Source organism: Virgibacillus senegalensis, from assembly GCF_000821245.2.
Lineage (GTDB): Bacteria > Bacillota > Bacilli > Bacillales > Amphibacillaceae > Sediminibacillus > Sediminibacillus senegalensis.
Genome location: NZ_LN611424.1, coordinates 619336 through 644996 on the forward strand (window position 1 = coordinate 619336; position 25661 = coordinate 644996).

The 25661-nt window shown below is 40.9% G+C and carries 21 protein-coding genes and 1 pseudogene; 17 read left to right on the forward strand and 5 right to left on the reverse strand.

The window, feature by feature from the left end; all coding sequences use genetic code 11:
* Positions 1-327 precede the first annotated feature (327 nt).
* The 3 genes and pseudogenes from BN1067_RS07145 to istA form a co-directional block, all read right to left on the reverse strand.
* Positions 328-861, reverse strand: a complete 534-nt coding sequence (locus BN1067_RS07145; protein ID WP_053218200.1) for a helix-turn-helix domain-containing protein — start codon at positions 859-861, stop codon at positions 328-330.
* 33 nt (positions 862-894) lie between these two features.
* Positions 895-1581 carry an ATP-binding protein gene (locus BN1067_RS07150; protein WP_053218205.1) on the reverse strand — a complete coding sequence of 229 codons (687 nt, stop codon included), beginning with the start codon at positions 1579-1581 and terminating at the stop codon, positions 895-897.
* Positions 1578-2537 (reverse strand): annotated as a pseudogene (gene istA, locus BN1067_RS07155) (IS21 family transposase); the annotation flags it as partial. The pseudogene istA and the gene BN1067_RS07150, both read right to left, overlap by 4 nt.
* Before the next feature lie 54 nt (positions 2538-2591).
* Here istA and BN1067_RS20115 point away from each other — a divergent pair.
* The 7 genes from BN1067_RS20115 to BN1067_RS07185 all read left to right on the forward strand — a co-directional run bounded on the left by BN1067_RS20115 (position 2592) and on the right by BN1067_RS07185 (position 8673).
* The gene (locus tag BN1067_RS20115) at positions 2592-3068 is read left to right on the forward strand and encodes a transposase (RefSeq protein WP_234400639.1); all 477 of its coding nucleotides are present in this window, start codon (positions 2592-2594) and stop codon (positions 3066-3068) included.
* Positions 3069-3133: 65 nt separating this feature from the next.
* Positions 3134-4141, forward strand: a complete 1008-nt coding sequence (locus BN1067_RS07160) for a Mu transposase domain-containing protein (protein ID WP_234400640.1) — start codon at positions 3134-3136, stop codon at positions 4139-4141.
* Positions 4138-4893, forward strand: coding sequence for an IS21-like element helper ATPase IstB (gene istB, locus BN1067_RS07165; RefSeq protein WP_199868485.1), 756 nt, complete (start codon positions 4138-4140; stop codon positions 4891-4893). The genes BN1067_RS07160 and istB overlap by 4 nt, the downstream gene beginning before the upstream one ends.
* A gap of 779 nt (positions 4894-5672) precedes the next feature.
* Complete coding sequence (locus BN1067_RS20120) at positions 5673-6230, forward strand: reverse transcriptase family protein (RefSeq protein ID WP_234400688.1); 558 nt, start codon at positions 5673-5675, stop codon at positions 6228-6230.
* Complete coding sequence (locus BN1067_RS20125) at positions 6146-6526, forward strand: reverse transcriptase domain-containing protein (RefSeq protein WP_234400677.1); 381 nt, start codon at positions 6146-6148, stop codon at positions 6524-6526. Before BN1067_RS20120 ends, BN1067_RS20125 begins: the two co-directional genes overlap by 85 nt.
* Positions 6527-6563: 37 nt before the next feature.
* Complete coding sequence (locus tag BN1067_RS20130) at positions 6564-6971, forward strand: group II intron maturase-specific domain-containing protein (protein ID WP_234400641.1); 408 nt, start codon at positions 6564-6566, stop codon at positions 6969-6971.
* 784 nt (positions 6972-7755) lie between these two features.
* The gene (locus tag BN1067_RS07185; protein WP_053218208.1) at positions 7756-8673 is read left to right on the forward strand and encodes an LCP family glycopolymer transferase; all 918 of its coding nucleotides are present in this window, start codon (positions 7756-7758) and stop codon (positions 8671-8673) included.
* Between the two features lie 77 nt (positions 8674-8750).
* Here the strand turns inward: BN1067_RS07185 and BN1067_RS07190 are convergent, their stop codons facing one another.
* On the reverse strand, positions 8751-9533 hold the full coding sequence (locus tag BN1067_RS07190; protein WP_053218209.1) for a helix-turn-helix transcriptional regulator: 783 nt from the start codon (positions 9531-9533) through the stop codon (positions 8751-8753).
* Between the two features lie 111 nt (positions 9534-9644).
* On the opposite strand from BN1067_RS07190, the gene BN1067_RS07195 reads away from it, so the two are divergent.
* The 8 genes from BN1067_RS07195 to BN1067_RS07230 all read left to right on the forward strand — a co-directional run bounded on the left by BN1067_RS07195 (position 9645) and on the right by BN1067_RS07230 (position 22401).
* Positions 9645-11918 (forward strand): FAD-dependent oxidoreductase, encoded by a 2274-nt coding sequence (locus BN1067_RS07195; RefSeq protein ID WP_053218210.1) that lies wholly within the window; start codon positions 9645-9647, stop codon positions 11916-11918.
* A 22-nt stretch (positions 11919-11940) separates the two neighbouring features.
* On the forward strand, positions 11941-13713 hold the full coding sequence (locus BN1067_RS07200; RefSeq protein WP_053218211.1) for a cache domain-containing sensor histidine kinase: 1773 nt from the start codon (positions 11941-11943) through the stop codon (positions 13711-13713).
* A 5-nt stretch (positions 13714-13718) separates the two neighbouring features.
* A complete protein-coding gene (locus BN1067_RS19820) occupies positions 13719-15200 on the forward strand; it encodes a response regulator (RefSeq protein ID WP_053218212.1) in 1482 nt (493 codons plus the stop codon).
* On the forward strand, positions 15193-16491 hold the full coding sequence (locus BN1067_RS07210; RefSeq protein ID WP_053218213.1) for an ABC transporter substrate-binding protein: 1299 nt from the start codon (positions 15193-15195) through the stop codon (positions 16489-16491). The genes BN1067_RS19820 and BN1067_RS07210 overlap by 8 nt, the downstream gene beginning before the upstream one ends.
* 407 nt (positions 16492-16898) lie before the next feature.
* Complete coding sequence (locus BN1067_RS07215; protein ID WP_110943365.1) at positions 16899-18215, forward strand: ABC transporter substrate-binding protein; 1317 nt, start codon at positions 16899-16901, stop codon at positions 18213-18215.
* Between the two features lie 10 nt (positions 18216-18225).
* The gene (locus BN1067_RS07220) at positions 18226-19197 is read left to right on the forward strand and encodes a carbohydrate ABC transporter permease (protein ID WP_199868486.1); all 972 of its coding nucleotides are present in this window, start codon (positions 18226-18228) and stop codon (positions 19195-19197) included.
* A 13-nt stretch (positions 19198-19210) separates the two neighbouring features.
* Positions 19211-20041: a carbohydrate ABC transporter permease gene (locus BN1067_RS07225; RefSeq protein WP_053218214.1), complete on the forward strand. Its 831-nt coding sequence runs from the start codon at positions 19211-19213 to the stop codon at positions 20039-20041.
* 86 nt (positions 20042-20127) lie between these two features.
* Positions 20128-22401: an alginate lyase family protein gene (locus BN1067_RS07230; RefSeq protein WP_053218215.1), complete on the forward strand. Its 2274-nt coding sequence runs from the start codon at positions 20128-20130 to the stop codon at positions 22399-22401.
* A 102-nt stretch (positions 22402-22503) separates the two neighbouring features.
* Here BN1067_RS07230 and BN1067_RS07235 read toward each other — a convergent pair whose 3' ends face one another.
* Positions 22504-23289, reverse strand: coding sequence for an IclR family transcriptional regulator (locus tag BN1067_RS07235; protein ID WP_110943366.1), 786 nt, complete (start codon positions 23287-23289; stop codon positions 22504-22506).
* 264 nt (positions 23290-23553) lie between these two features.
* Between BN1067_RS07235 and BN1067_RS07240 the strand changes: the two genes are divergently transcribed.
* A complete protein-coding gene (locus BN1067_RS07240; RefSeq protein WP_053218217.1) occupies positions 23554-24726 on the forward strand; it encodes a mandelate racemase/muconate lactonizing enzyme family protein in 1173 nt (390 codons plus the stop codon).
* Positions 24726-25646, forward strand: coding sequence for a dihydrodipicolinate synthase family protein (locus BN1067_RS07245; protein ID WP_053218218.1), 921 nt, complete (start codon positions 24726-24728; stop codon positions 25644-25646). Before BN1067_RS07240 ends, BN1067_RS07245 begins: the two co-directional genes overlap by 1 nt.
* Positions 25647-25661: the final 15 nt, after the last annotated feature.

The following is a 25661-nucleotide window of genomic DNA, read 5'->3' on the forward strand; positions in this document are numbered from 1 at the left end:
TGAGTATTGCGGAGAGATTGAGCCATTAGTGTGGAGATTTGAGCCACTGTTTGCGGTCAACTGAGCCATTAAGTGCGGGGGTGAGAGCCACTTTGATGAAAGTAGTTAATAATATAAACAACCACTGGAACTACACTGGCTCCAATGGTTGTTTATATTATTATTTAAATCTTTTATCTCTTAATTCCTTATCAATAATCTCAATAGCCCAGCGAACTAGTTCCTCCTCATCTATATCCTCTTCGTCGTTCCAAATGCAGGAGGGTGAATACAGCCAAGAGATTTTACCACCCTTGCCATCTTTTTTACCACTCTCCGCCAAGGAATTTACCAGGCTACGCCAACACGTTTACCATAGGGTAAGGTCGCAATAAAAACATACGCTGGAATCGTTTCTCCTGTTGAACGGTCATTAATCTTCAATGTAGTACCAGCCCAATCTACTTCCATCACTTCACCAGGTTTTCTGCGAATAGGCATGGTAAGTTTATACTTTTTCGCATATTTCCCATAGTTCTCACAAAAAGTACGATAGGCATAGGGGATCTTTCCACCTTCACGTGCCTCTGTCGAATACTCATGATGCAATAGAGACAGGGTCACATTCTTCTTTTGTAGTTCCTTATGCACTCTTTCCCAATCAATTGGGAAGTACCCTTTCTCAACAGCCTGTTTCTCTGGGAAGAGAAACGCTTCTAGCCATGTATTGGTCATGGTGTCATTCAAGCTTTCCACGCCAAGTTTTTTGGCACGTTGAATGACATCTGAAACTGTATTCCTTGAGTGCCCAGTGCTAGAACTAATCGTTCTTTGACTGACTTCTTCAAAGTGAAGTTCCAGAATCTTTAGGTAATTAACCATAAAAAAGCCTCCTGTATAATAATGTCATGCTTGCTAGCATGCAAGGTTATTATACAGGAGGCTTTTCCTTTTTCTATTTATAGTGGCCCTGCATTCCGCAAAGGGTGGCTCTTTCCTCCGCAATGACTGGCTCAAAACTCCGCATAAGTGGCTCATTTTCACTGCAATAATCAAAAGTGTGTGTGCGCTTAGTTCATCGAAACTAAAGTAACCTAATTCATCAATAATTAGTAATTCTGGTCGGCTATATCTTTTAATAATCCGTTGGATTAACCCTTGTTTCTCTGCCTTTTGGCATTCAGCTATAAAATCATTGGCTGTGATAAAAAGTGCTTGGTGTCCATTCGTGATAGCTTCAAAAGCCATGGAAATGGCTAAATGTGTCTTTCCTACTCCTGGTGGTCCAAGAAGTAGGATGTTATCCCCATTATGGATGTATCTACCCGATAACACTTCTTTAACTCTTCGTTCATCTATACTTGGTTGAAAACTAAAGTCGAAGTCATGAATGCTCTTAAGATAGGGAAGCTTCGCTTTCTTTAGACGTTTATCTAAAGCTGCCTTTTCCTTCTGTTCGATTTCTTGTGATAATAGCGTGATTAAGAAGTCCGAATATGGTACATTATTTTTAGATGCGTCTTCAAGCAGACCATCTATTTGATCGGCGGTGTAATGCCAACCGATTTCTTCTAAGCGTTCAACTAAAAGGTTTGTGGTCATGATTGATCACCTCCTTCTAGTTGCTCATAAATTTGAAGGGAACGTTGTTCTACTTCACTATCAGGGGACTGTAAACGGCTGTGGGTCGGCAAACCATCAGTAGTCGTTTGCAGTCCTTTATAATGTTCAAGGTTTATATAATCTCTTACCTTACCAGTCATAATAGGGTGCTTAGCCACACATTCATAATGGTCATAAATTTCTAAATGATGATCTAATGTTTCTTTTATTTTCAGTTCTTGTCCAACGTACCGAAAAGGTACTGAATATCTCTTACCGAGATAGGAGACAAAGCAATCCTTACTCACCTTCCTAATTTCCCAATGATGGATAGGGAACAATGGTTTCGTATTTGATGTCATTAAATGTTTTTGTTCATGCTGGAAACGAGTATGAGGTGATTCAAGCGTTGTCTGATGCACCTTACGGTTCGCTACCTGATCTAACCACACTCTCACATCTTCATTTAATGCTTTTAAAGTAGGTTCATGCTTGCGCTGCAAAAAGTTCTTCTTTAAATATCCAACAACATTTTCTACTTTCCCCTTCGTTTGTGGTCGGTGTGGTTTACATGCCTTTGGGACAATTCCATAGTAAGCTAGAAATTCTTCGAACTTCCGATTGAATCTTATTTCAACTGGACTATGCCTGATAACAGCAGTTTTCATATTGTCATATAAAATTTGCTCAGGCACTCCATTGAAATAAGCAAAAGCGTTCATATGGCACTTCATTAAAGTTTCTAAATCCATACTGTCTGTAAACTCTACATATTTAAGCCTCGAATAACTTAGTAAAATCACAAAAGCATAAATATCCTTCATTTCACCATCAACGGCGAATTTACCAATGTGTCCCCAATCCATTTGAGCTTGTTTGCCAGGAGGAGTCTCGTATCTTATGGTAGCTTGCTTTTTAGGTCGCACCCGATATGGTCGAATGAAATCCCGAAGGATNTAATTAATGGGCACACCGAAGGTGTGACATTTTTTGTATGGAGGTATTTTTAAATGATTCATTATCGAAGGATATTGGAGTTACATGATGAGGGAATCAGTCTAAGAGGTATTGCCGTAAGTACTGGTAACTCTCGTCAAAAGATAACAGAAATCATCCGATTAACGGAAAAGAAAGGCTTAGTCTGTCCGCTAGATGAAGAAATGACGGATCAATGGATTGAGGAGTTTCTCTTTCCGGAGAAGACTATGGAGGGGTCTGGACGGCAGCCATTAAACTTTGATTATATTCATGAAGAATTAGCCAAACCTAATTTGACGCTATCCCTTCTACACCATGAATACGAAGTGGAGTGTCGAGCGAATCGTAAGATTCCTTACTCCTATCGAAGTTTCTTACGTCACTACAGTAGATATGCGGATAAGTATAAAGCCACTTTACGCATTCGTAGAAAGCCAGGTGAAATTATGGAGGTGGATTGGGCAGGGTCTACATCCTTTATTATCGATAGAGACACTGCGAGAAAGTAAAAGCTTACGTTTTCGTTGCGACATTACCGTGCAGTCAATTATCTTATGCGGAAGCAACTTTATCAATGGATTTATCATCATGGGTTTCTGCACACAACCATGCCTTTAAGTATTTTGGTGGAACCACACAAATTCTTGTACCAGACAACCTTAAAGCGAGCGTGACAAAACATACGACACGTGAGTTAATCTTAAACCCTACTTATAGGGAAATGGCAGACTATTATAACACGGTGGTCATGCCTGGACGGGTTCGTACTCCGAAGGATAAAGCAAGCGTTGAGGGTTCGGTAAATGTAATCTCTACCTGGATTATCGCGGCATTAAGAAATACACATTGCTTCAGTATTGATGAATTGAATGAAGAAGTTTGGAAGAAATTAGCCGAATTCAATGAGCGTCCCTTTACTCGTAAAAAAGGATGCCGTCTTTCGGCATTCGAGGAAGAGGAGAAATTCGCACTTTCCCCTCTACCGTCCATTCCTTATAAAATATCTGAATGGAAAACAGCGAAAGTACGACCTGACTATCACATCTCTGTCGATAGTATGTTTTATTCAGTTCCATATGAATATATCAATCGAAAAGTCGAAGTGAAACAATCAGATACCCTCGTTGAAATCTATTTTAATCATATGCGGGTGGCATCCCATAAAAGATTATATGGGAAATTCGGTCAATTATCTACAGTTCGTGATCATATGCCTGAAAATCATAAATTATTTGTAGACCAAACACCAGAAGCCGCCATTGAATGGGGGGAAAGTATCGGGTCTTCTACATTAAACATCGTTAAATGTATTCTAGACGCTTCTCAAACTGAAAAACTAGCACTACAATCGATATTCACTTTGAAAAAATCTGAGCGCCGTTATACAAAATATGAAATTGAACGGGCAAGTAAAATGATTATCTCCATGACCAAAAGGCCAACGGTTAAGGGGATTCAGACACTTCTAAAGAGCAATAAAAAGAATGATGCCGAGCAAGAGATGAAACGCAAAACAGAAACTAGCGAAACCAACTATGGCTTCACAAGAGGAGCTCGTTACTATGGGGGAATAGACAAATGATGAATGACCAAACATTAACTAAATTACACGAAATGAAATTAAGTGGAATGGCAGAGGCTTATAAAGAACAAGCATTAAACAAGGAGTTTCAAAAGATGAGCTTTGAGGAACGTTTTTCTTTACTCGTGGATTTAGAGTATTCCCGTCGAAAGAGTAATAAGCTCCAACGCCTGATACAATCAGCGACCTTCTTAAACCCGAATGCCTGTGTCGAGGATGTAGAATATCATCAAGATAGAAAACTAGATAAAGACTTGATATTAAAATTAGCCAGTTGCATCTATATACAAGACGGTCACAATATTATTTTGAAAGGAGCCACTGGTGCAGGAAAATCATATTTAGCAAGTGCATTGGGGGTATCTGCTTGCCGTCAATTTTATAAGGTGAAATACATTCGTCTCCCAGAGCTTCTAGATGAGTTGTCACTCGCCAAATTAGCTGCGGACGGAAGTTACCGGAAATGCATCAAAAAATACACAAAGGTTGATTTACTTATACTTGATGAATGGCTATTAACGGATTTAACATCTGACGAAGCAGCTATCCTTCTGGAAATAACAGAAGCACGTCACAAAGTAGCTTCAACAATCTTTTGTTCACAAATCGATCCGGATGGCTGGCACTTTAAATTAGGTAATGAGACCATTGCGGAGGCTATTTTAGATCGTATTATCCATGACTCCTATCAAATACTAATAGATGGAGAAGTTTCTATGCGTGAACGTCATGGGCTAAGTGTGGAAATCTGATATGAGTATTATGACAGAAAAGATTTTAAAAGAGACAGAGGAATACTATTTTTATACAGGGTATAAGAACTGGTATCCATTCCCCAATGATCTAAAAACAAAGCTACTGGACATTTTCGGGAAGGAACCATTTCCCTATGAATGGACAGAACAGGACATTTATGAGGGTTCAAGAAAAATAATCCTAGAGTATTTTAAGAATACTTCACATTAAAAAAGCAAAAACCCTACGGGTTATTATACTAGTAGCGTGCCCAGCACGCTATTAATTGCTTACTGGTGAAAGTCCAGTCTGAGTAAGTGCCAAGACGCTCAGTAGCTGACAGGCGACTGGTGGAGAAATCCTAAGGTTGAAGCCCTGTGACAAAGTAACTCCTTTCGGAGTGCGAGCAACTTAACAGGTTGTAACATGAAGTGAATCTTGCAGCCTCGTCAATTAAACCCCTCTTCGGAGGAACAAGGGAAGTCGAGCCTCTTGCTTATGGGCGAAGACCATGGAAAGTGTGTAGAACTTGGAATGCAGCACTGAAGGATCCCTCGGGGTATGGAGAGCGACATGTTAAGACAGTAATTAATGGAACTGGGGATACCCTCCTCGGTCACTTCGAAAGAAGTAAAACAGATACCTATAAGCTGTCGGTGAAATGGTTGATGGACTGAGAGAGAGTCGGAGGGGGTCATAGTACCAATGATGACAAGGACAACACAACATTGTCTAGGGAAGGACGGCACAAGCCAATACCCTACTTCGTTCCTATGTTCAAAGGAGGTAAGAGTCAGTGAATGCCAAGAAAATGGCTAACTACGCCAGTAATGCAAAAGCTCAAGAACTCTGGAAAACATTATACCTTTGTGCCAAGGAAAGTGATACTCGTCGGTTTCATGCACTATATGATAAGATTTATCGCCCGGATATCTTGTGGGATGCATGGCAACGCGTGAAACGGAGAAAAGGAAGTGGAGGCGTAGATGAACAGACGCTGGAAGATATCATGGCTTATGGAGAGAAGAACTTTCTCAATGAGCTCTACTTGGAGTTGAAAGATAAGAAATATCATCCACAGCCGGTTCTTCGAACCTACATTCCAAAGGGTGATGGGAAGAAACAAAGACCGTTGGGAATCCCGACAATCAAGGACCGAGTAGTTCAAATGGCAACGAAGCTGGTGATTGAACCCATATTTGAGGCGGACTTCCAGGAATGTTCTATGGCTTTCGTCCAAAACGAAATGCGCACCAAGCTATCGCTAAAATACGTAAAGAGAGTAAGAAATCCTATTGGGTATTGGACGTCGATATCCAAGGTTTCTTTGACAATATCAATCAGGATAAGTTAATGAAACTTCTTGAACAGCGTATTAGCGATAGAAGAGTGCTAAAACTTATTCGGAAATGGCTGAAAGCTGGAATTATGGAGGAAGGAAAGCTCAGAAACTCCATAACTGGTACACCGCAAGGTGGAGTTATCTCGCCACTTCTGGCGAACATCTATTTGAATACAATGGACAGGTTATGGGAAAAGAAGTTCAGTCATTTAGGTAAACTTATTCGTTATGCGGAACTTTGTGGTTATCTGCAAGAGGAAACAACAGGCACTGGAAAGTGCGCAAGTAATAAAGGCCATTATGAATAAACTCGACCTTACCATTCACAAGGAGAAATCGAGATTAGTGAATATATGGGATGACCAAGATGGATTTGATTTTCTTGGATTACATCACCGGAAATTTCCAGTCCGCAAGAAAGGTGGGCGTACATTCTATATCATGAATCACGTACCATCAAAGAAGGCCATGAAAAAGATGCGGACTAAAATCAAGGAATACACCGAACCACGCCATAAATTATATATGGATATTCGTGATTTAGTGAAAGGATTGAACCGCAGACTTCAAGGTTTTAAGAACTATTATCAATTGTCCCCGATGGGAAAGAAGTGGTTAAATCGCATCGACTGGTATGTATTAACTCGTCTTAATCTGTTTAATAACAAGAAAAGGAATAGACGGAATAAACATGCCAAATTCCAAGATACTGCAGAAGAAGTTAAATACTTATTAGTGAAGTTGGCGAGTTAACACCGTAAAGCCAAAGGAAGAAGAACGTCGGAAAGCCGTATGAGGGAAAACTTCACGTACGGTTTGATGAGGGGGAGCTGAAAGTAAAGAAGATAGCCGAAAGGCTACCTTCTAGAAATCAGTTCTCTACTCTACATCTGTAGGGTTTATATTAGGTTGGTAAATGTATTGGCACTGTGTGGTAAATTCACTGGCGAACACTGGTAAAAAACTTGGCAAGGGTGGTAAAATCGTGTGGCCGTAATCAGTACTCCTTCTCCTTAGCAGGATGAGGTTTAAAACAAGCCCATTACCTTAAGTGGTAGTGGGTATTTTTTTATGCAATTCTATATATAAATTTTTATCCATTCAGCTCCACGGCGTTCATGCCCATACTCATCGTATTCTGGAATACCATTACACAATGGAGTCGTGGTGTGAACTACCTATAAGCCGGACATGGATCGCCCTGCAAATAATGCAGTTGGGTGTTCTGTGTCCGGCTTATTTTTTTGTTTCTTTTTTCCCTACGGCTCCTTGCCGGGCCATAGGAGGAAAAGAGAATGAGCGAGTTTTTTGTCAAAGTCGGCAAGAAGCAGGCTGATGACTTACCTTACATCTAATGATTTTATAAAGTAATTTAGTGATTTAATAATGATTGACCTGCTGAAAATTAATAAAATTTGAGTTGGAAAAGTTTCACTTTTTGGAAAATAAGTTCTTAAACTATCCTTGATTTTTGATATAATGTAAATACATGACACAAAAAATCAGATTTTGTACTTTAGAAAAAAGGAAGGTTTTTATGCGCTCAACAAATAATAAGAAATCCAAAAAGCTATGGTTTAAGATACTCTTGTCTGTTGTTTTATTCCTTGTTGTAGGTTCAGGTGCTTTCGCCTATTCCATTTACCACAAAACGAAGCAAACCGTCGCAAACAAAATAACCCACCCGGTTAGTTCCATCGATACATCAGTCGGCAAAAAGAAAGTAAAAGATCAAGAACCTTTAAACATATTACTCTTGGGTGTAGACGAAAGAGAAAATGATGTTGGCCGTTCAGACGCAATGATGGTCCTTTCCTTAAATCCAAAACAAGACAGTATGCAGCTTATCAGTATTCCGAGAGATACGCGGACAGAGATCGTAGGAAAAGGAACGCAAGACAAAATCAACCATGCCTATGCTTTTGGTGGCGTCGATATGTCGGTCAATACAGTAGAGCAATTTCTTGATATCGATTTGGACTACTATGTCCGTTTAAACATGGAAGGGCTGACAGAATTGGTTGGTGCAGTTGGGGGCGTCACTGTTAATAATGAAATCGAGTTTTCAAGTGGTGGCTATGACTTCCCGCTTGGAGAGATTCGACTAAGCCAAGACGAAACACTAAACTATGTCAGAATGCGGAAACAGGATCCAAACGGTGATTTTGGGCGTAACGAACGCCAACGCAAGGTAATTCAAGGCATTATCGATAAAGGGGCTTCCGTTGGTTCGGTTGGCAAGATTGACGATATCGTCCAGGTATTAGGCAACAACATGGCAAGCAACATGGACTTTGATGATATGCAAAACCTGCTGTTGAACTATCGAAATACCAGGAAAAATATTACGACGTATCAGATGCAGGGATCCGGAACAAAAATCGATGGGATTTACTATTACCTCATCGATGAAGAGGAAACGGCTAAGGTGCGCGATATGATAACTTCTAAATAATGGATAATGTAAATATATGAAGCCGTTTAGCATATTTCAATCCGCTGAACGGCTTTTTTTATGCTCATAAACTAGTTTCACACCTCATTCATCTCCCTGAACTTCGAAGGCGACACCCCAACTCTCTCAGAAAACCTTCGTGAGAAATAGAAACCATTATTATAACCGCACTGTTCTGCTATGTGCTCTACCGTATCATTTGTTTCTAATAACAGCTTTTTTGCCTGTTGGATTCGTAGATTTGTAATATATCCCCCGGGAGTGATTCCTTGATAAGCGTGAAATCTTCTTGTGAATTGGACTGGGCTCCATCCATACTCTTGTGCCACCTGCTTTACTTGTAAGTTTTTGTGGAAAGCATGTTGATCGATATAGTTTTTTGCATCCGCAATGAGAGAATTCTTCTTACTATGCACCATATGATCGGTATCCGTGTTCTTCTCCATAAAATAAAGCATCCAGATATCTGTCAGAAGATGGCTTTTCCAATTATTGTGTATTGGGTTATCTTCTAAAGCTGCATACCTGAAATGGGTATACGTGGAGTCAAGACGTTGGCGGTCTTTTATTGTGTATTTGCCAACGGATAGGGAGGTCTCCAGCCACTTATCATTGCATTCAAAACGCAGAAAATGGAAGGAAACTGGTGTTACTACTTCACGCTTGAATACAGTGCCAGGGGGACAGAGAATGACATCGCCATAGGTTGCTCCTCCTTCTTCCTCTTCCATTTTGTAAAAAATGGTTCCATCTTCAATCGCGAAAGCTACCCATTCTTCGTAAACATCTTCAGAAAGCTGAAACGCCTGTTTTTCCCTCCAATAGGTATGCTGCAGGATATTGGTCAAAGTATCACTCATGAGTTTCCCTCTCCAAAATGAAATTTTCTATATATTCATGATAAATAAGTGCATGTGAAAAGTAAATAGAAAGGAGTATGATGAAATAAAATATATATAAGAGGTGAGTGGATGAGGAGTGAACAGGTGAAATCGGATATTACCGTTATCGGCGGCGGGTTGGCAGGTGTATGTGCATCGATAGCAGCAGCGCGTCTGGGAAAAACGGTGTCCCTCGTGCAAAATAGGCCGGTTTTAGGTGGTAATTCAAGCAGTGAAGTTCGAGTGTGGGTATGCGGCGCTACCAAGCATGGCATTAATCGTTATGCTCGAGAAACGGGAATAATGGGAGAATTGTTTGTCGAGAATCAGTACCGTAATCCTGATGGAAATCCTTATTTATGGGATGCTTTAATATTGGAAAAAGTAAAAGCAGAGAAAAACATTCAATTATTCCTCAATACAGATGTCCATGAACTGGATTCAGAAGAAATGACGGAAGGTGAAAGGAAGATAACCTCCGTGACAGGCTGGATGGCTGGATCGGAACGAAAGATCACGTACCTTAGCGAGGTTTACCTTGATTGCACAGGAGATGGATTGATTGGTTATTTGGCGGGTGCAGATTATCGTATTGGCCGTGAAGCGAGGTACGAGTTTGACGAGTCATTAGCTCCTGAGCAAGCAGACGATATTTTATTGGGGAGTACCATTCTCTTTTATACGCGCGATGAAGGACATCCAGTCAAATACGTTCCGCCTGCTTTTGCGAAAGATATAACCAAAACACCGATTCCGACCAATCGAATCATTCGTAGCGGCGACTCTGGCTGTCATTACTGGTGGATTGAATTTGGCGGGTTGATGGATACGGTCCATGAAAATGAAGCCATCCGGGATGAACTGTGGTCGGTCATTTATGGTATTTGGGATTATATTAAAAACTCTGGGAAGTTTGATTCAGAGAATCAAACATTGGAGTGGATCGGCGCCATTCCGGGCAAGCGGGAATACCGTCGGTTTATCGGGGATTATATTTTCAACCAAAATGACGTCACGGAACAAAAGCTTTTCGAGGACAGGGTGGCCTTTGGCGGCTGGTCGATTGATCTTCATCCTCCCAAAGGGATGTATGATGAACAAAGCGGAGCAAAGAATTTACAAGCAGATGGGAATTATCATATACCGTTTCGTTCCTTGTATTCGAGAAATGTAGCGAACTTACTGTTTGCCGGCCGGGACATCAGCGCCACTCATATTGCTTTTGGGACGACAAGAGTTATGGCAACGTGTGCAGTCATCGGCGAAGCAGCAGGCACAGGGGCTGCCTTTTGTGTGGAAAAAGGCGCAAGCCCGAGACAAATTTATCAAAGGCATATGGAAGAGATGCAACAAACATTGCTGAGGCAGGATGCCGCTGTCCTGGGTATCCAGAATAAAGAGGACAAAGATATCGCGCGAAACGCCGTTCTGGAAGCGTCTAGTTTTCTCAATCGTCTGCAAATAGACCAGGTACACGAATCATTCCGACTGGAAGAGGATATTGCCTTTACTTTTCCTGTCGACGATGGGAATCTCCCGGGTTTAAATCTCCTGCTCTCCGCCACCAATGACACGGAACTAGAGGTAGAGGTATGGGATACCGGGAAACCGCAAAATTATATTCCGGATAAGTTTGTCAAAAAGCAAAAGATCCCGGTAGGAAAAGGAGAAAAACAGTGGGTAAGTGCTGTTTTTGCAGAGAAAGCATCTATAGGATACCAGGCTTTTGTCATCGTCAAAGCAAATCCAGCTGTTAATCTTTTTCTTTCCCATCAACCGGTTACAGGGGTGCTTTCTTTTGTGAAGCGGGAAGTAAAGCAAACCAACCTGCACGCTTATGAATCGGTCAATACCATTTTGGAATGGTCAATGAAGCCGGTGCAACGCAAACGGTTCTGTTTCCGATTAGATGAGGCGGTAACAGCTTATACACCAGAAAAAGCGATCAACGGATATGTTCGTCCCTATAATGGGCCGAATATGTGGGTATCGGATCACATGATGAATCAAAAGGAGGAATGGATCCAATTAAATTGGGAAAAAGCGGTTGAACTAAAGGAAATACACTTAACTTTCAACGATGATGTCAACGAGGATTTGATCAACCTTCATCATCATCGTACTCCTTTTGAGATTATCCCTGAGCTGGTTCGGGATTACCGTTTGGAAGCATTGGTTGATGACGAATGGAAAGTCCTTTTGAAAGAAACAGGTAACCGCAAAAGAAAGCGTATTCATATTTTGCCTGATGTGATAAAATCAAAGCAATTGAAAGTAGCGGTTGAATCGACTAATGGCTGCCCGAGGGCGGAGATTGTCGAAATAAGAGTCTATGAAAACCAAATTTCCGAGCAAGAAAGATAACCTTATAAAAGGAGATTTTGCCATGAGGAATTTTTTTCAGCGTTTTATTCCCAACAAGCTAAGAAATAAATTGTTCATGGCTTTCTTCTTTTGTGTCTTTATTCCGTTTCTTATTCTGAGTATCTATGTATTTAATGAGATTGAGCAGATTATTCAGGGGAAAATCAGTTCACAGGTTCACAATGAACTGAATTATATGAACCAGTCATTGGAAGACCTCACGGGGACAGTCATGAAAACGGTCGTTCTATTGGAACAGGATTCTATCATTGAATCTGTTTTTATGTCACCGGAGAATTATGAACCAATGGAAAGACAAGCCATCATCGAAAACAAATTGAAAAGCATCAATAACAGCCTCTTCCTCAACACTCCGCAAACATATATAACCCTTGTCGACTTTCATGAAAATATATATACCTCTTTTCAGCCAAGAGAAATGTTGGATTATCAACGAATGACGACTGAAGAGTGGTTTCAGGAGTTAAGTGAACCCGCAGCAGAAAATCACAGGTGGCTCACCAAAGATGAAAGTTACGTTCATCCGGATGTCACGCAAAGCGAAAACTTGCTCACCTTGCATGCCAAGTTATTGAATAAGCATTACAACCCCTATGGCGTGGTGAGAATCAGTATTGATTATCCGCAATGGTTTTCGGGATTAGTAAAAAATGTCCCGTTTGATCAAGATTATTTTATTCTCTCCTCGGCTGGTGAAGTCGTTTCACGATCAAATGACAACAGTATATTGCACAGCAACATAAAGGACCGGATATTTTCGGACGAGAAGACAGACGGTTATTTTATCGAACATTCATCAAATGCAATGGTCAATTATAATTATATAGAAAAATTGGATTGGTATTTGGTCAATAGTATTAATTTGGACCAGTTATTCAGTGAAATTAATGCATTGAAAATAAGCTTATTCGCTATCATGCTGGTACTGATTATTTTCTTTATTTTTTCCACCTATTTTATTTCGCATAAAGTAACCAAGCCACTAAGTTCCTTGCAGACAAGAATGAAAGAATTCATCAACAATAACAAGAAGGAATTGATTACTAGCACTAACTCTACCGGGGAAGTGCAGGTGTTGACCGATGCCTACAACCAAATGATCACGCACATTAACAACCTGATCAACAGACTGAAGCTGGAGGAAAGACAGAAGCAGGAATTGCGATTCAAAATGTTGATTGCTCAAATGAATCCACACTTCTTGCTCAATACATTGAACACGATTAAATGGATTTCCATCAAAAATGGCGATAAGGATATCACGGATATATCTGTTTCATTAGGTAAGCTGCTGGAAACCAGCTTGAATGATCAATCCGATTTAATACCGCTCAACCAGGAGATCGAACTAGTTCAATCCTTTGTCCAAATACAGAAATTCAGGTACATGGATCTATTCAAAGTCGACGTTTTCCTGGAATCTGGATTGGAGGAAGTAATGGTGCCGAAACTCAGTGTACAGATGCTTGTGGAAAATGCCATCCATCATGGCTTTTACCAGAAAGGAAGCAAAGGGAGTATCCAAATCCGCGCTTACGAAGTGGAAGAAGGATATTGCATGATTGAAGTGGAGGACGACGGAATAGGCATGGAGGAAGCGGCAAAGGCCTCCCCAAAACGCAAAAGGCAAGGAATTGGAATTGCCAACATCAAAGAACGGCTCGTTTTATTGTTTGGCAGACAAGCGGGTTTTTCCATACAATCTTCCGCTCACGGAACACTGGTGCAAATGAAGATACCGATTCCCGTTGCTTCCATAGAAAGGAGTGTTTAGCGGTTATGTGGACAGTGCTGCTTGTTGAAGATGAACTGTTTGTACGGGAATCCATTAAGCAAATCATTGCTTGGGAAAAGGAAGGGTTTACGGTTATCGGGGAAGCTGCTAATGGCCAAGAGGCTTATGACCTGATCAAACAGTATCAACCGGATATCGTTATTTGCGATATCATGATGCCGGTCATGGATGGGGTGGAATTATTAAAAAAGGTAAGGGCACAAGGCTGGAACAATCACTTCCTTATGTTGACTGCTCATACGGAATTTGAGTATGCAAGGCAGGCAGTGGAGTATGGAGCTTCCAACTATATATTAAAGCTTTCTATGAGTATTGAATCGCTGTTGGAGGCATTACAAAAAATCAGGGAAGAATTAGAACTCCAATGGAACCAGAATCTTGTGGGGGTAGAAGGATTTTATGAGTCTGGCTGGCAGAAGGTTTTGAATGATGAAGAAATCAAGGAAGCAGATCGACATACGTTGCTTCAATTTCAGAAGTTATACGGAAATCATTTGATTATAGCCGCCACGATGACAGAAAAAGCAACAGAGGCCGAACATGATAATCTTCCGGATCTCCTCGGAATGAGGGAGGGATCGGTTGTCCATTCTTACTCGGCTTTAGGACATACAAGTTACTTTTGCTGGTCCAATCAACCGATCAATCTTGATAAACACAAAGCCAAGGATTGTCAGCTTGTCTTTAAGGAAGTCGGTGAATTGTCAGCCTTCATGGATAGCTGGAAACAGGTAGTGGACCTGCTTGATTCTATATGGTATGGGAAAGAAACCGATATGTTGGAAAAAACACGGCTATCAGGGGGTTCTGCGAAGGAAAGCCTTCCTTGGGAATTGGAAAGTCGTTTTTTTCATACAGTCGAGCAGAAAAAAACGGAAAATTGCAAACAAGTAATCGAAGAACTATGGAATTACATGGAAAAGCAAGGCTTTTCGATGATAAGAGTAAAAGAAACTGCTTTATGGATTGATCAACTAGTAGGGAAAGTGGTGCAAAAGGACAGCCAATGCGAGTCCGCTATCAAAACAGCCTCAACGCATCATCGATTGAAGGAATTGGTGGAGGAAATGATAGATGATTATATGGTGTCATATTGGAATGAACAGTCCCGGCAAACCGATCACCCGGAGGTAAACCGCGTTATCGCCTTTATTCAAACAAACTATCAGAAGGATTTATCGGTGAAAAACATAGCAAAGCATATTGGAATGGATGAAAATTACTTAAGCGGCCTTTTTAAAAAGAAAACAGGTGAATCCTTGATACATTATATTCATCGGGTGCGGATTGATCATGCCGAAGTCTATTTACTGAATAACCAAGGCATGTCCATTGCGGATATAGCAGAAAAAGTTGGATTTTTGAATGATAACTACTTCATCCGGATATTTAAGCGGATCAAACATGATACACCGAGCCAATTCCGTCGTAAATACGCAATGGACCAGGTGAATGAGCATGAATAGGAAGGCTGTTGCAAAAAGATTATGTAGTTTGTGTTGCCTTTCGTTTCTCTTGATCGGTTGTACCTCTGCTGATAATTCCGATCGTGTAACGGATGATTCACCGATTGTGTTGAAATTCTGGGGAGGAGTTCCTAAGGAAGCTGGTCCGCAAGCGGTGATTGATTTATGGAACAGCAAGCATCCGGACGTCCAGGTCGATTATATGCGGTATTCAAACGATGATAATGGTAATCTTCGACTGGATACGGCTTTATTAAACGAAACGGATGTGGATATGTTTGTGAATTATTTTTCTTATAACTATAAACAGCGGGTGAAGATGGGGTTGACAACCGATCTGGCATCCATTGATCCGGACTATGACGTAGAAGAAAAAGTGGGGTCGGAAGCAGAAGAGTGGAAGGTGGACGGACAATATCACGCAATGCCCACGAAGAAGAATTTTTACTTTATTCTTTTGAATAAAGACTTGTTGAAGGAAAAAGGGTTGCCAATTCCCGCAGATTGGAGTTGGAAGGAACTGCGAAGGTATGCAGAACAGCTCAGCACCAAGGACCGCTGGGGGTTTGTTCAATATGATTTCGTCTTGCCTTATCCAATAGACGGGACTTTGGGGGAAAACGGCTCTATAAAAAGTGATGGCACATCTAATTTCGATCATATTGCCGTGTCTAAGCATTTAAAGCTATTATACGACATGATGTACAAGGATAAATCAATGCCTGCCTTGCCGGAGCAGTTGCTTAAAAAGATGCCGATCGATATGCAATTTTTAGAAGGAAAAGCAGCGATGTTATTTGGCGGAGAATGGGTATTGCGCTATGTGAACAGCAATAAGATCGCGGGCACACCTTCCTTTGATGTGGCTTTTGCACCGATTCCGAAAATGAGTGAAGATCAAACGGATTTTCGCTATATCGGCGGGGTCGGAGATGCTATTTCCATAAACGCCAATTCGAGATACAAAGAAGAAGCGATGGAATTTATCAAGTGGTATGTTGATGAAGGCATGTATGCGATGGCACGCGGAGGTCGCCTGCCAGCCTCTAAAGATGCCGATTTGGAAAAGGCTTTGCACTTATTGATAGGGGCACATGAACGCTTTGACAATCAATCGCTTGAACGTATTATAAATGGAGATCTGCCAACGATGCAACTAACGCTGGATCAGGAAGTGATAGAGATGCGCAAGGAAGCGTTTGAACATTATTTTTCCAAGAGTGCAACTTTAGAAGAAACATTGGAACGTTTAACAGCCAGGCATAATGCCTATTTGAAAACAGCTGACTAACTATAAGGAAGTTGTCGGGAAATCTTGGCTGTTTCCATAGTTCTGCTGTTATACTGTGTTACACCAGTTTAGTTTCCACGAATTTGGTCCAAGGCTCGGAATGGCAGTGATTTACTGCACAGAGCCTTGGGCTTAAGTCTGTCGCGAGCGGAAATTTCCAAAGGATGTGGAAGATTTAGCCTGTATTCCTTTAAACAGACCTTTTTGCTTTTTGTTCTTGTTTTCGAAGATTTGTATTATTAACAAAGAAATGTACGATTGGTAACCAATTATTTGTAAGCGTTTTCAACAGAAATGCTAATTCCTAAGTTTTCTGGTATTGATTCATAAGAAATGTTACTACTTCCTTTGAATATTGCTTGCTATGCTTTGCTTATAAATAAATTTTAACAAGGGAGTGGTCAGTAGTGACAAGGAAACACCTGGTATCTGGATTAATGATTCTCTGTTTATGCTTTTTCTTATTTGCCTGCAGCAACTCGGGCACGGAGACGTCTGAAGCTTCTTCTGGTGATGAAGGAGATAGTGGGTCAGACGGTAAGACCACAGAAATGGTCTGGGCTGGATGGTCTGGAGAAGAGGACTCCTCCAAAGATGTCATCAAAGGCATGATCGATGATTGGAATAACGAGCATTCTGATTCTACCTTTAGTTGGGTTGGGTGGCCTTGGGACAATACGCTAGAGCAACTGATTATCCGCAGCCAAGGTGGCGAAGCATTGGATGTGGCTCAGGTAGATATCGTTTGGCTGAAAGCACTGGCTAATGCTGGCGTACTAGAAGATTTATCCCCAGTGGTCGGTGAAGATTGGTTGCAAGAAAACATTGAAGAAGCTGCCTTGAAAACCGGGCAAGTGGATGGAACACAATACGGGATACCATGGACTACCGCGTCAATCGGTATGGTGAACAACCCTTCTTTGTTAGAAGAAGCAGGAGTAAGCGAAGTACCGCAAACGATCGAGGAATTCGAAGCCGCATTGAAAAAAGTCAAGAGTGCGAATCCAGACATCGTTCCTTATGCACTGACTACAAAAGGTGGCGGAACAGCAAAGGACTTCATGCAATGGCTTTGGACTTTCGGTGGTGAAGTGTTCGATGAAAATGGAAATGTGGTGGTCAATAGCGAGCAGGGGGTAGACACACTGAATTGGTTGAAAGAGATGGTGGATAATGGATACATTTCCATGGATATGGACCGTTTTGCCGCCCGCCAAATGTATGCGACAGATCAAGTGGCATTTTATGATGACGCAATTCTAGCCCGTGGGATTTTGGAATCAAATGGGGTGGCAGAAGCAGATCTCGACAAAAAAATAAAACCAATGCTTCGTCCTGTCGTGAAGGCAGGAGATACGCCACAATCCGTCATGTGGGGGCATGTCTTAGTGGCCTTCAAAAACACTTCCGACTTAGAGAAATCTGGAGAATTTATCAAACATCTTATCGGGGAAGAAGAAGCACTGAAATACTTCGATACCGTTGGTTTACCTCCTGTAACGAAATCAGCGATTTCCAATGAAAAAGTGCAGCAGGATCAATGGACGAGTGAATGGCTCGATATTACAGCAACCGGACAAAATGCAGAATCCATCAGTTACGAAAACTCCAGTGAATTAGATGGAATCATCTCAGAAGAATTACAAGCAGCGCTATTAGGTGATAAATCTGCACAGGATGCTCTCGATGATGCGGCATCCCGACTTGAAAGTGCCATAAATTGAGGTGAGCAGAGTGGAAACACAAGTAAAAGTGAACATACCGGAGCCTCCAGAAGTAAAAGCGGATGATCAACAAAAGCCGCCGAAACAAAAAAAACGCAGGCATAAAGGTCAAAAGTTAACAGAAAGCCAATTTGGCTTTCTGTTGCTATTACCCGCCTTATTGATTTTCACGTTTATCATTTTTTATCCATTTATTAACTCGATTATTATGAGTTTTACCGATCGCAGTTTAATGCGCCCCGAAAGTACTTTCATTGCTTTTGAAAATTATCTTAATATGTTCAAAGATCCAAATTTCTTGAATGTGCTGAAAAACACCCTGGTGTTTGTGATAGGGGGGACTTTGCTTCCATTCACTGTAGGTTTGATTTGGGCCATCGTCTTAAATGAAGGTTTTCGCGGGTCTGAATTTATGAGAGGCTTGACGCTCGTATGCTGGATTATTCCAAGCACTGCGATTTCCTTTCTCTGGATGTGGATTTTTCAGGCGCACTATGGCGTGCTGAATGAATTACTGTTAAATGTAGGTTTGATTGCTGAGAAAATAAACTGGCTTGGTCAGACGGAAACCGCCATGCTGGTAGTCATTATTGCAAAAACGTGGCAGACGATGCCCTGGTTCATGATTTTTCTTCTAGGAGGGCTGCAGGGCGTGCCGAAAGAACAGATAGAAGCTGCCAGGATAGATGGAGCCAACAATTTTAAAGTCTTTACAAAAATCATCCTGCCAAACATGAAAATGATTGTCTCGATTGTCTTAATACTCGGTACCATACAAAGTCTCCAGCACTTTGATTTGATTTGGGTCATGACAGAAGGCGGCCCGGCCCGTGCCACCACTACGCTGGCCGTAGAGGTTTATAAAAATGCCTTCCAAAATTGGGAACTAGGATCGGCTGCAGCAATCGGAACGGTGTGGGTGTTGATTGTATCCATCTTTTCTATTCTTTATATTCGTAGTTTAAAAGACGACTTAGCATAAGGAGGTGCCCGCTATGTTTGAGAAAACAGCAGGTTATCGAATCTTTTTTTGGATGTCCCTGGTGGTAATTGGAATCTTTGTGTTTTTTCCGCTCTATTGGCTGGTTAATACTTCTTTCAAGAATGCTAGCGAGATTTTTGAATTGACCTTTATCCCTTCAGCTCCAACCATTCAAAATTATGTCAATGTCATTACCGACGGAACACTGTTAACTTACTTGAAAAACAGCTTGTTTGTTGCCGGCGTGAGTGCTGTGCTGACGACCTTTGTTTCCGCTTATGCGGCTTATAGTTTTTCAAAGTTCAGATATCGCGGCAGAAAATCGTTGATGATTTTATTTATCTTGTCCAAAGTGTTTCCTTATGCCGTTTTATTATTGACCATCTATTTAATTATGAAAAATTTCGGGATTTTGGATAGCTATCTTTCCCTGATTCTGGCATTCGTCACCTTCACGCTCCCGGTAGGAACATGGACATTAAAAGCTTTCTTTGACCAAATACCGAATTCGTTGATTGAGTCTGCAAAGATTGATGGGGCAAGTCAATTTAAAATAATTCATAAGGTAATTTTTCCAATCACCGTTCCAGGATTGGTCGCGACTGCGCTTTACGGTTTTGTTTGGGCATGGAATGATTTGCTTTACTCGCTGACGCTCATCACTTCCCCGGAGAAGCGGACGCTGGCACCTGGCTTGATTATGAACTATATGGGTGAGTTTCAAAGCAACTGGGGAAATATGATGGCTGCATCTATCGTTGCTTCCATCCCAGTGACCATCATGTTTGTTTTGTTGCAAAAGTATTTTGTCCAAGGGCTAACATCAGGAGCGGTGAAAGGCTGATGGAAGCTGTCTTATGTTGTTTTCGATCGGATTATCCTCCCTTCAAAGGGAGGATGTCTGAACTAAATAAAAAAGGAGTGTAAAGAATGGGAAAGATGAAAGGGTGTTTTCTAATCATCCTGGTGTTTACAATCGCGGTGTTATGGTCACCTGCGTTGACAGCAATGGCTAAAACAGCAGAGAAAACCGACCAGAAAGTCTTTACTTCTCATTTTGATGGCGTGTTGTTCAATCAGGAAATGCTCGAATTAATGAAGCAAAGGATTGAGAAGAAGGAAGAACCAACTTACACTGCTTGGCTCGACGTAAAGGCGGCTGCCGACTATAGGATGGAGCAAGAGCCCCATGCACCGAAAAACTGGTATGTTCCTGGATTTTATACGGATCCAGAAGCACATCGGGCCGCAAAAGCAACAGTCATGAATGATGCGAATGGCGCCTATGAATTGGCTTTGGCCTATCAAATGACAGGCGAAGAAGCATATGCAGCAAAGGCAGCTTCTTTTATCAATGACTGGTCTACCACGGTGAAGACACTTGACCGTACGGATGATTCCATGCTTTCCTTCAGCTATCATTTTCCGGCGATGATTTATGCAGCAGATTTGATAAGGGATTCTTCCTCTTGGGAGAATGATGATCAAGCTATGTTTGAAGCCTTTCTTCGAGAGAAGGCTTTACCGATGAATACCATGGGGGCGGAAAACAACTGGGGCAACTGGGGGCTTGTTTTATTCCTTTCAACAGCCGCTTACTTAGGAGATGAAGGTCTTTTTGATCAGGGTATCGATCGCTGGAAGGAATTTATTGAAACCCAAATCGATGAGAATGGTCATCTAAAGCATGAAGTGAATAGAAACGGAGGAACGCATGGAATCTGGTATTCTCATTTTTCTTTACAACCGCAGACGATTGCAGCGGAAATCGCCCGCATAAACGGTGTTTATCTCTATGATTATATTTCACCGAGCGGCCATAGTTTGGAACAGGCATATGATGAGGTCGTAAATTGGGTTGCCGCTCCAGAAACTTTTCCATACTATGATGGGCCAGTAGAAAATATTGTTCACGTCACACATATTAGAGACGATGCATACTTGAATTTCCAAGGTGAATATCCTGCAAGTATGGGTTACTTTGAAATATTGAACAATGTATATGAGAATGACCAAGCAGAAGAACTGCTGCATGAACTGCGACCGCTGAATTCTGTCCATTCGGTACCGCATCCGACATTCACACATGGAGATTTAGGGGCGGCTAATTCGGAGGAAATTGCCAGAGCAAAGATCAGCATCGATAAGGAAGAACTTGTGGAAGGCGAAACCAGGCAACTTCACGTAGAAGCGTATGATGAACATGGTTTCCTTGTAGATCCTGAGGAATACAACATCGTTTTCTTTTCTGACAACAAATCGGTAGCAAAGGTGAAAAATAAAACTGGAATGGTGTCAGCTAAAGGAGAAGGAGAAGCGAGTATTTATGCTAAGGTAATCAGGAAAGGAAAAGGCAAGCCGATAGAGTCTAATAGTTTGAAGGTGATGGTTTATAAACCAGAGATCACGGTTGAACAGGAATCCATCACTGAAACAGTACATTTCCTTCCTCATTATATTGGTGGAACGAGTAAGGGGATCGAGGAACTGGAAATCCGGTTAGGTGATACTTCTTCTAGAATTGCTGTAGAAGAAAATGGAAACTGGCATTATCGATTAAGTGGTGTACAGGATGGTGACCATGAAATCGAATTGATCGGAAAAAATAGTGATGGTAAAGAAATTGTATCAGAACGTGTTGTTGTCTCAGTTTTAGTTAATGATTATCTATTTGAAGAGACATTTGAAAACCTTTCTGAATGGCAAACAGTGGAAGGAAATTGGGAGATTGTCGAGGATGGTGGCAATACTAAAGCTAAGGCGGAACCTTCGTCCTGGGGGTGGGGACCAGCACTTGCATTTGTGAAAGAAAAAACCTGGGATGATTTTGTCATTCAGGCAAGGTTTTCTCAAATCTCAGGTTCTTCTACTTATGGGGGATCATCAGGATTATTGTTCCGTTATCAGGATGAACAGAATTTTTACCATTTAAGACTGGAATATGCGGACGGAGAAAACCAATACCTCCAGTTGTATAAATGGGTCAATGGGTCTGCGACGAAATTGGCGGAAGAAAAGGTTTCCTTCCAACAGGATCAGTGGTATGACATGAGAGCGGTTGTAGATGGAGATAGTATAACGGGATATTTCAATGGGGAATTATTGATTGATGTACAAGACACTTCTTTCTCCTATGGGAAAATCGGTCTCCGAGGCTATCACCGATCCATGTATGTAGATGATTTGAGTGTGTTTGAGAAGTAAACATATTAGCTTACGGTTGTTGACTATTGCGGGAAACAAAATGAGAAAAGCAGTTGGGATCAACGCGGACCCAACTGCTTTTCTCTGGAAATCTAACATATATTACATTCTGGCGGGAGATGACATGTAGCCCATTTTCAAAGAAATTAAATCAGTTGTTTCGATTAAGATGCTAGCCAGTTCTTGCTGTCTTTCTTCCAACCTGATTTCAGATAAAGGACCGGAAAGACTGATGCCTGCAACTACCTTTCCACTCCTGTCCCTAACAGGAGCAGCTATACAAGCTCTGCCTAGAGCTAATTCCTCTATTTCAAGAGCATAACCTCTTTTTCGAGTCACCTCTAACTCCTTCAATAATTCTTCTTTGTCATCCACAGTATTAACAGTATATGGAACAAGGGCTGTTTTTTCTAAAATTTGATTCGCCTCATGATTTGTTAAATGTGCCAATAAAACTTTTCCGATTCCTGTAGAGTGCAAAGGGTTTTTATAGCCGACTAATGTGTACATTCTTGGAGATTTTCTGCTGTCCACATGGGCTAAGTAAAACATTTCAGTTTCATCTAATACAGCTAAATTAGCTCCCAGGTTCGTTTTTTGTTCTAAGTCGTAAAGTTCTGGAAGTGCTTGCTTTCTGATTTCATAGTTGTTTAATGAGACACCAGCTAATGATATAACCTTTTTACCTAGAAAGTATGCCCCGGAAAAATGATTTTTTTCTACAAAACCTCTGTCTACCAAGGTTGTTAATAATCGAGACACACTGCTTTGAGACATGTTTAGCATATTACAGAAATCAGCCACTCTTAATTCAAAGCGAGCATCTGAGAAACATTCTAATAATTGAAGTGCTCTATCTACACTTTGTGATTTACTACTATTAGTCAAAAGATAACACCTACCGATAATTGGATTTGATATCCAAATTATATAACATTTTTTTAAAAAATGAAATGAATCTTCATATTTTGTTTTATTTATAAAGAATTTTCGAAAAAATCATTGAAAAATCCATTGCTTGGTGTTTTAATAATCTTAAATGGATATAAAATCCATATAATGAATTAAATATTTCTTTTTGAGGTGGTGAAGGTTTAATTTACAAATTTTTCATCCGATTTATGGGATGAAGAAAGACGAGGCGATATAAAGTTGGAAATTACAAATGTAGAAGTTTTTCCTTTAAAGGTGGATAAAGGCGTCGTTTACTTAGGAGAATCCTCAGGTCTTCATTACAGCAAAAACAATTATTATTTAAGGCCGGAATATAGATCTTTTTATTCTAAAAGCCTGGAAACATTGCTTGTGAAAATCTCCACTAGCAGTGGGATAGAAGGATGGGGGGAATGTCTTGCCCCAGTTGCTCCAGAAGTGGCCGGGACAGTGATTGAATCATTGTTCTCTTCTTATTTATTAGGGAAAGATCCAAAGAGGATTGATGTTATTTGGAACAAATTATACGATTCAATGCGAGAACGTGGTTACTTTTCCGGCTTTATGGTGGATGCTATCACGGCGATCGACATTGCTCTATGGGATATTCTTGGTAAAGTACACAATGTCCCTGTTTATCAATTATTAGGTGGCAACTATATTGATAAGATTCCTGCCTATGTTTCAGGTTTGCCTAAGCAAACGATAGAAGAGAAAAAAGTTCTCGCCAATGATTGGAGAGAGAAGCAGTTTCAAAATATTAAACTTCATTTAGGTTATGGTTTGGAAGAAGACGTTCGTATAATCTCACAATTGAAAAATAATTATAGTGATATCAATTTTATGGTAGATGCCCATTGGCACTATTCTCCTAAAGAGGCGGTCATCTTATCTGAGAAGTTAAGTGAATATGATGTGAAATTTATTGAAGCCCCTGTTCTTGCAGAAGATATAGATGGAAATCATTTCGTCAGGGAGAATTCTAGGATTCCAATTGCTTTGGGAGAAGCCATCCGAACAAGATACCAATTTAAGGAAAGATTGGTTAAGCATGCAACAGATATCCTCCAGCCGGATATTGGAAGAGTTGGGATTACGGAAGCAAAAAAAATTGCCAATATGGCTGAAGCATTCAATGTCCCTATAGCACCCCATCTGAGTGTAGGTTTAGGAGTGTGCATTGCAGCGACTCTTCATGTAAGCGCATCTATTAATAATTTCTATATGCTAGAATATCAGCCGACAGTCTTTCCGGTCGCGAATGATCTGCTGGCGAATAACTTAGTCTGTGAAAAAGGTTTTTATCATCTTCCAGAAGATTCTGGTCTTGGGATAGCCATTGACGAAGAAAAAGTACGTTACTATTCAATCAGAAAAGAGGGTCAGTTTTAATGAAAAATAAAGAATTAAATGGTGTATTTCCTATTTTGGCAACACCATTTACTGATGACTATCAAGTTGATTATCAAAGTCTGAAGAGATTGATCAGGTTTCAGTTAGAAGCAAGGGTGGATGGAATATCCATTTTTGGTAATGCGAGTGAAATGTATACGCTTACGGAAGATGAAAGAGAACTTATTGGGCAGGTAGTAATGGAGGAAGTAGCCGGTAAGATTCCTGTAGTATTCGGTACAGGAGCTACAGGAATCCCCCAAGCCATCCAACTTAGTAAGAAAGCAGAACAAGCAGGTGCTAGTGCCTTGATGATTATTCCGCCATATATGGTAAAGCCGGATCCCCAACGGATTTACGACTATTTCGCAGAAATTGCTCAAGCTGTAAATATACCAATCATGATGCAAGATGCCCCCATCGCCAGTGGCGTCTCCATCCCTGTAGATATAATGGTTAAGCTGGCGAATAACTATGAAAATATTCAGTATGTAAAGGTGGAGTCCCCACCTACTACGATCAAAATTTCTAAGGTACTCGAGCAGGCAGACGGAAAATTAAAGGTTTTCGGTGGATTAAACGGAATGTACTTATTTGAAGAAATCAGACGTGGAGCTGTGGGTACGATGCCGGCATGCGAATTTCCTGATGTTTGCGTGCGGATCTTTGAATTATTTCATGATAGAAAAGAAGAAGAAGCAAAACGATATTTCTTTAAACATTTGCCTTTAATCCGAATAGGAACGTTGGCTAAATATGCAATGGGAGTACACAAACAAATTTTGAAAGATGGAGGAATCATATCGACCTCCCTTGTAAGAAACCCCAATGTGCCGATTGATGAATCGATTAAGGAAGAAATTGATCTCATTACGACAGAATTGGATCTTCTTGCTTTAAGTGGCAAGGTAACTATATAAAAGGAGGAGTTTTAT

Coding starts and splice junctions, on each gene's coding strand:
- BN1067_RS07145 (WP_053218200.1), bottom strand. CDS start 861: ATGGTTAATTACCTAAAGATTCTGGAACTTCACTTTGAAGAAGTCAGT.
- BN1067_RS07150 (WP_053218205.1), bottom strand. CDS start 1,581: ATGACCACAAACCTTTTAGTTGAACGCTTAGAAGAAATCGGTTGGCAT.
- BN1067_RS20115 (WP_234400639.1), top strand. CDS start 2,592: ATGATTCATTATCGAAGGATATTGGAGTTACATGATGAGGGAATCAGT.
- BN1067_RS07160 (WP_234400640.1), top strand. CDS start 3,134: ATGGATTTATCATCATGGGTTTCTGCACACAACCATGCCTTTAAGTAT.
- istB (WP_199868485.1), top strand. CDS start 4,138: ATGATGAATGACCAAACATTAACTAAATTACACGAAATGAAATTAAGT.
- BN1067_RS07185 (WP_053218208.1), top strand. CDS start 7,756: ATGCGCTCAACAAATAATAAGAAATCCAAAAAGCTATGGTTTAAGATA.
- BN1067_RS07190 (WP_053218209.1), bottom strand. CDS start 9,533: ATGAGTGATACTTTGACCAATATCCTGCAGCATACCTATTGGAGGGAA.
- BN1067_RS07195 (WP_053218210.1), top strand. CDS start 9,645: ATGAGGAGTGAACAGGTGAAATCGGATATTACCGTTATCGGCGGCGGG.
- BN1067_RS07200 (WP_053218211.1), top strand. CDS start 11,941: ATGAGGAATTTTTTTCAGCGTTTTATTCCCAACAAGCTAAGAAATAAA.
- BN1067_RS19820 (WP_053218212.1), top strand. CDS start 13,719: ATGTGGACAGTGCTGCTTGTTGAAGATGAACTGTTTGTACGGGAATCC.
- BN1067_RS07210 (WP_053218213.1), top strand. CDS start 15,193: ATGAATAGGAAGGCTGTTGCAAAAAGATTATGTAGTTTGTGTTGCCTT.
- BN1067_RS07225 (WP_053218214.1), top strand. CDS start 19,211: ATGTTTGAGAAAACAGCAGGTTATCGAATCTTTTTTTGGATGTCCCTG.
- BN1067_RS07230 (WP_053218215.1), top strand. CDS start 20,128: ATGGGAAAGATGAAAGGGTGTTTTCTAATCATCCTGGTGTTTACAATC.
- BN1067_RS07245 (WP_053218218.1), top strand. CDS start 24,726: ATGAAAAATAAAGAATTAAATGGTGTATTTCCTATTTTGGCAACACCA.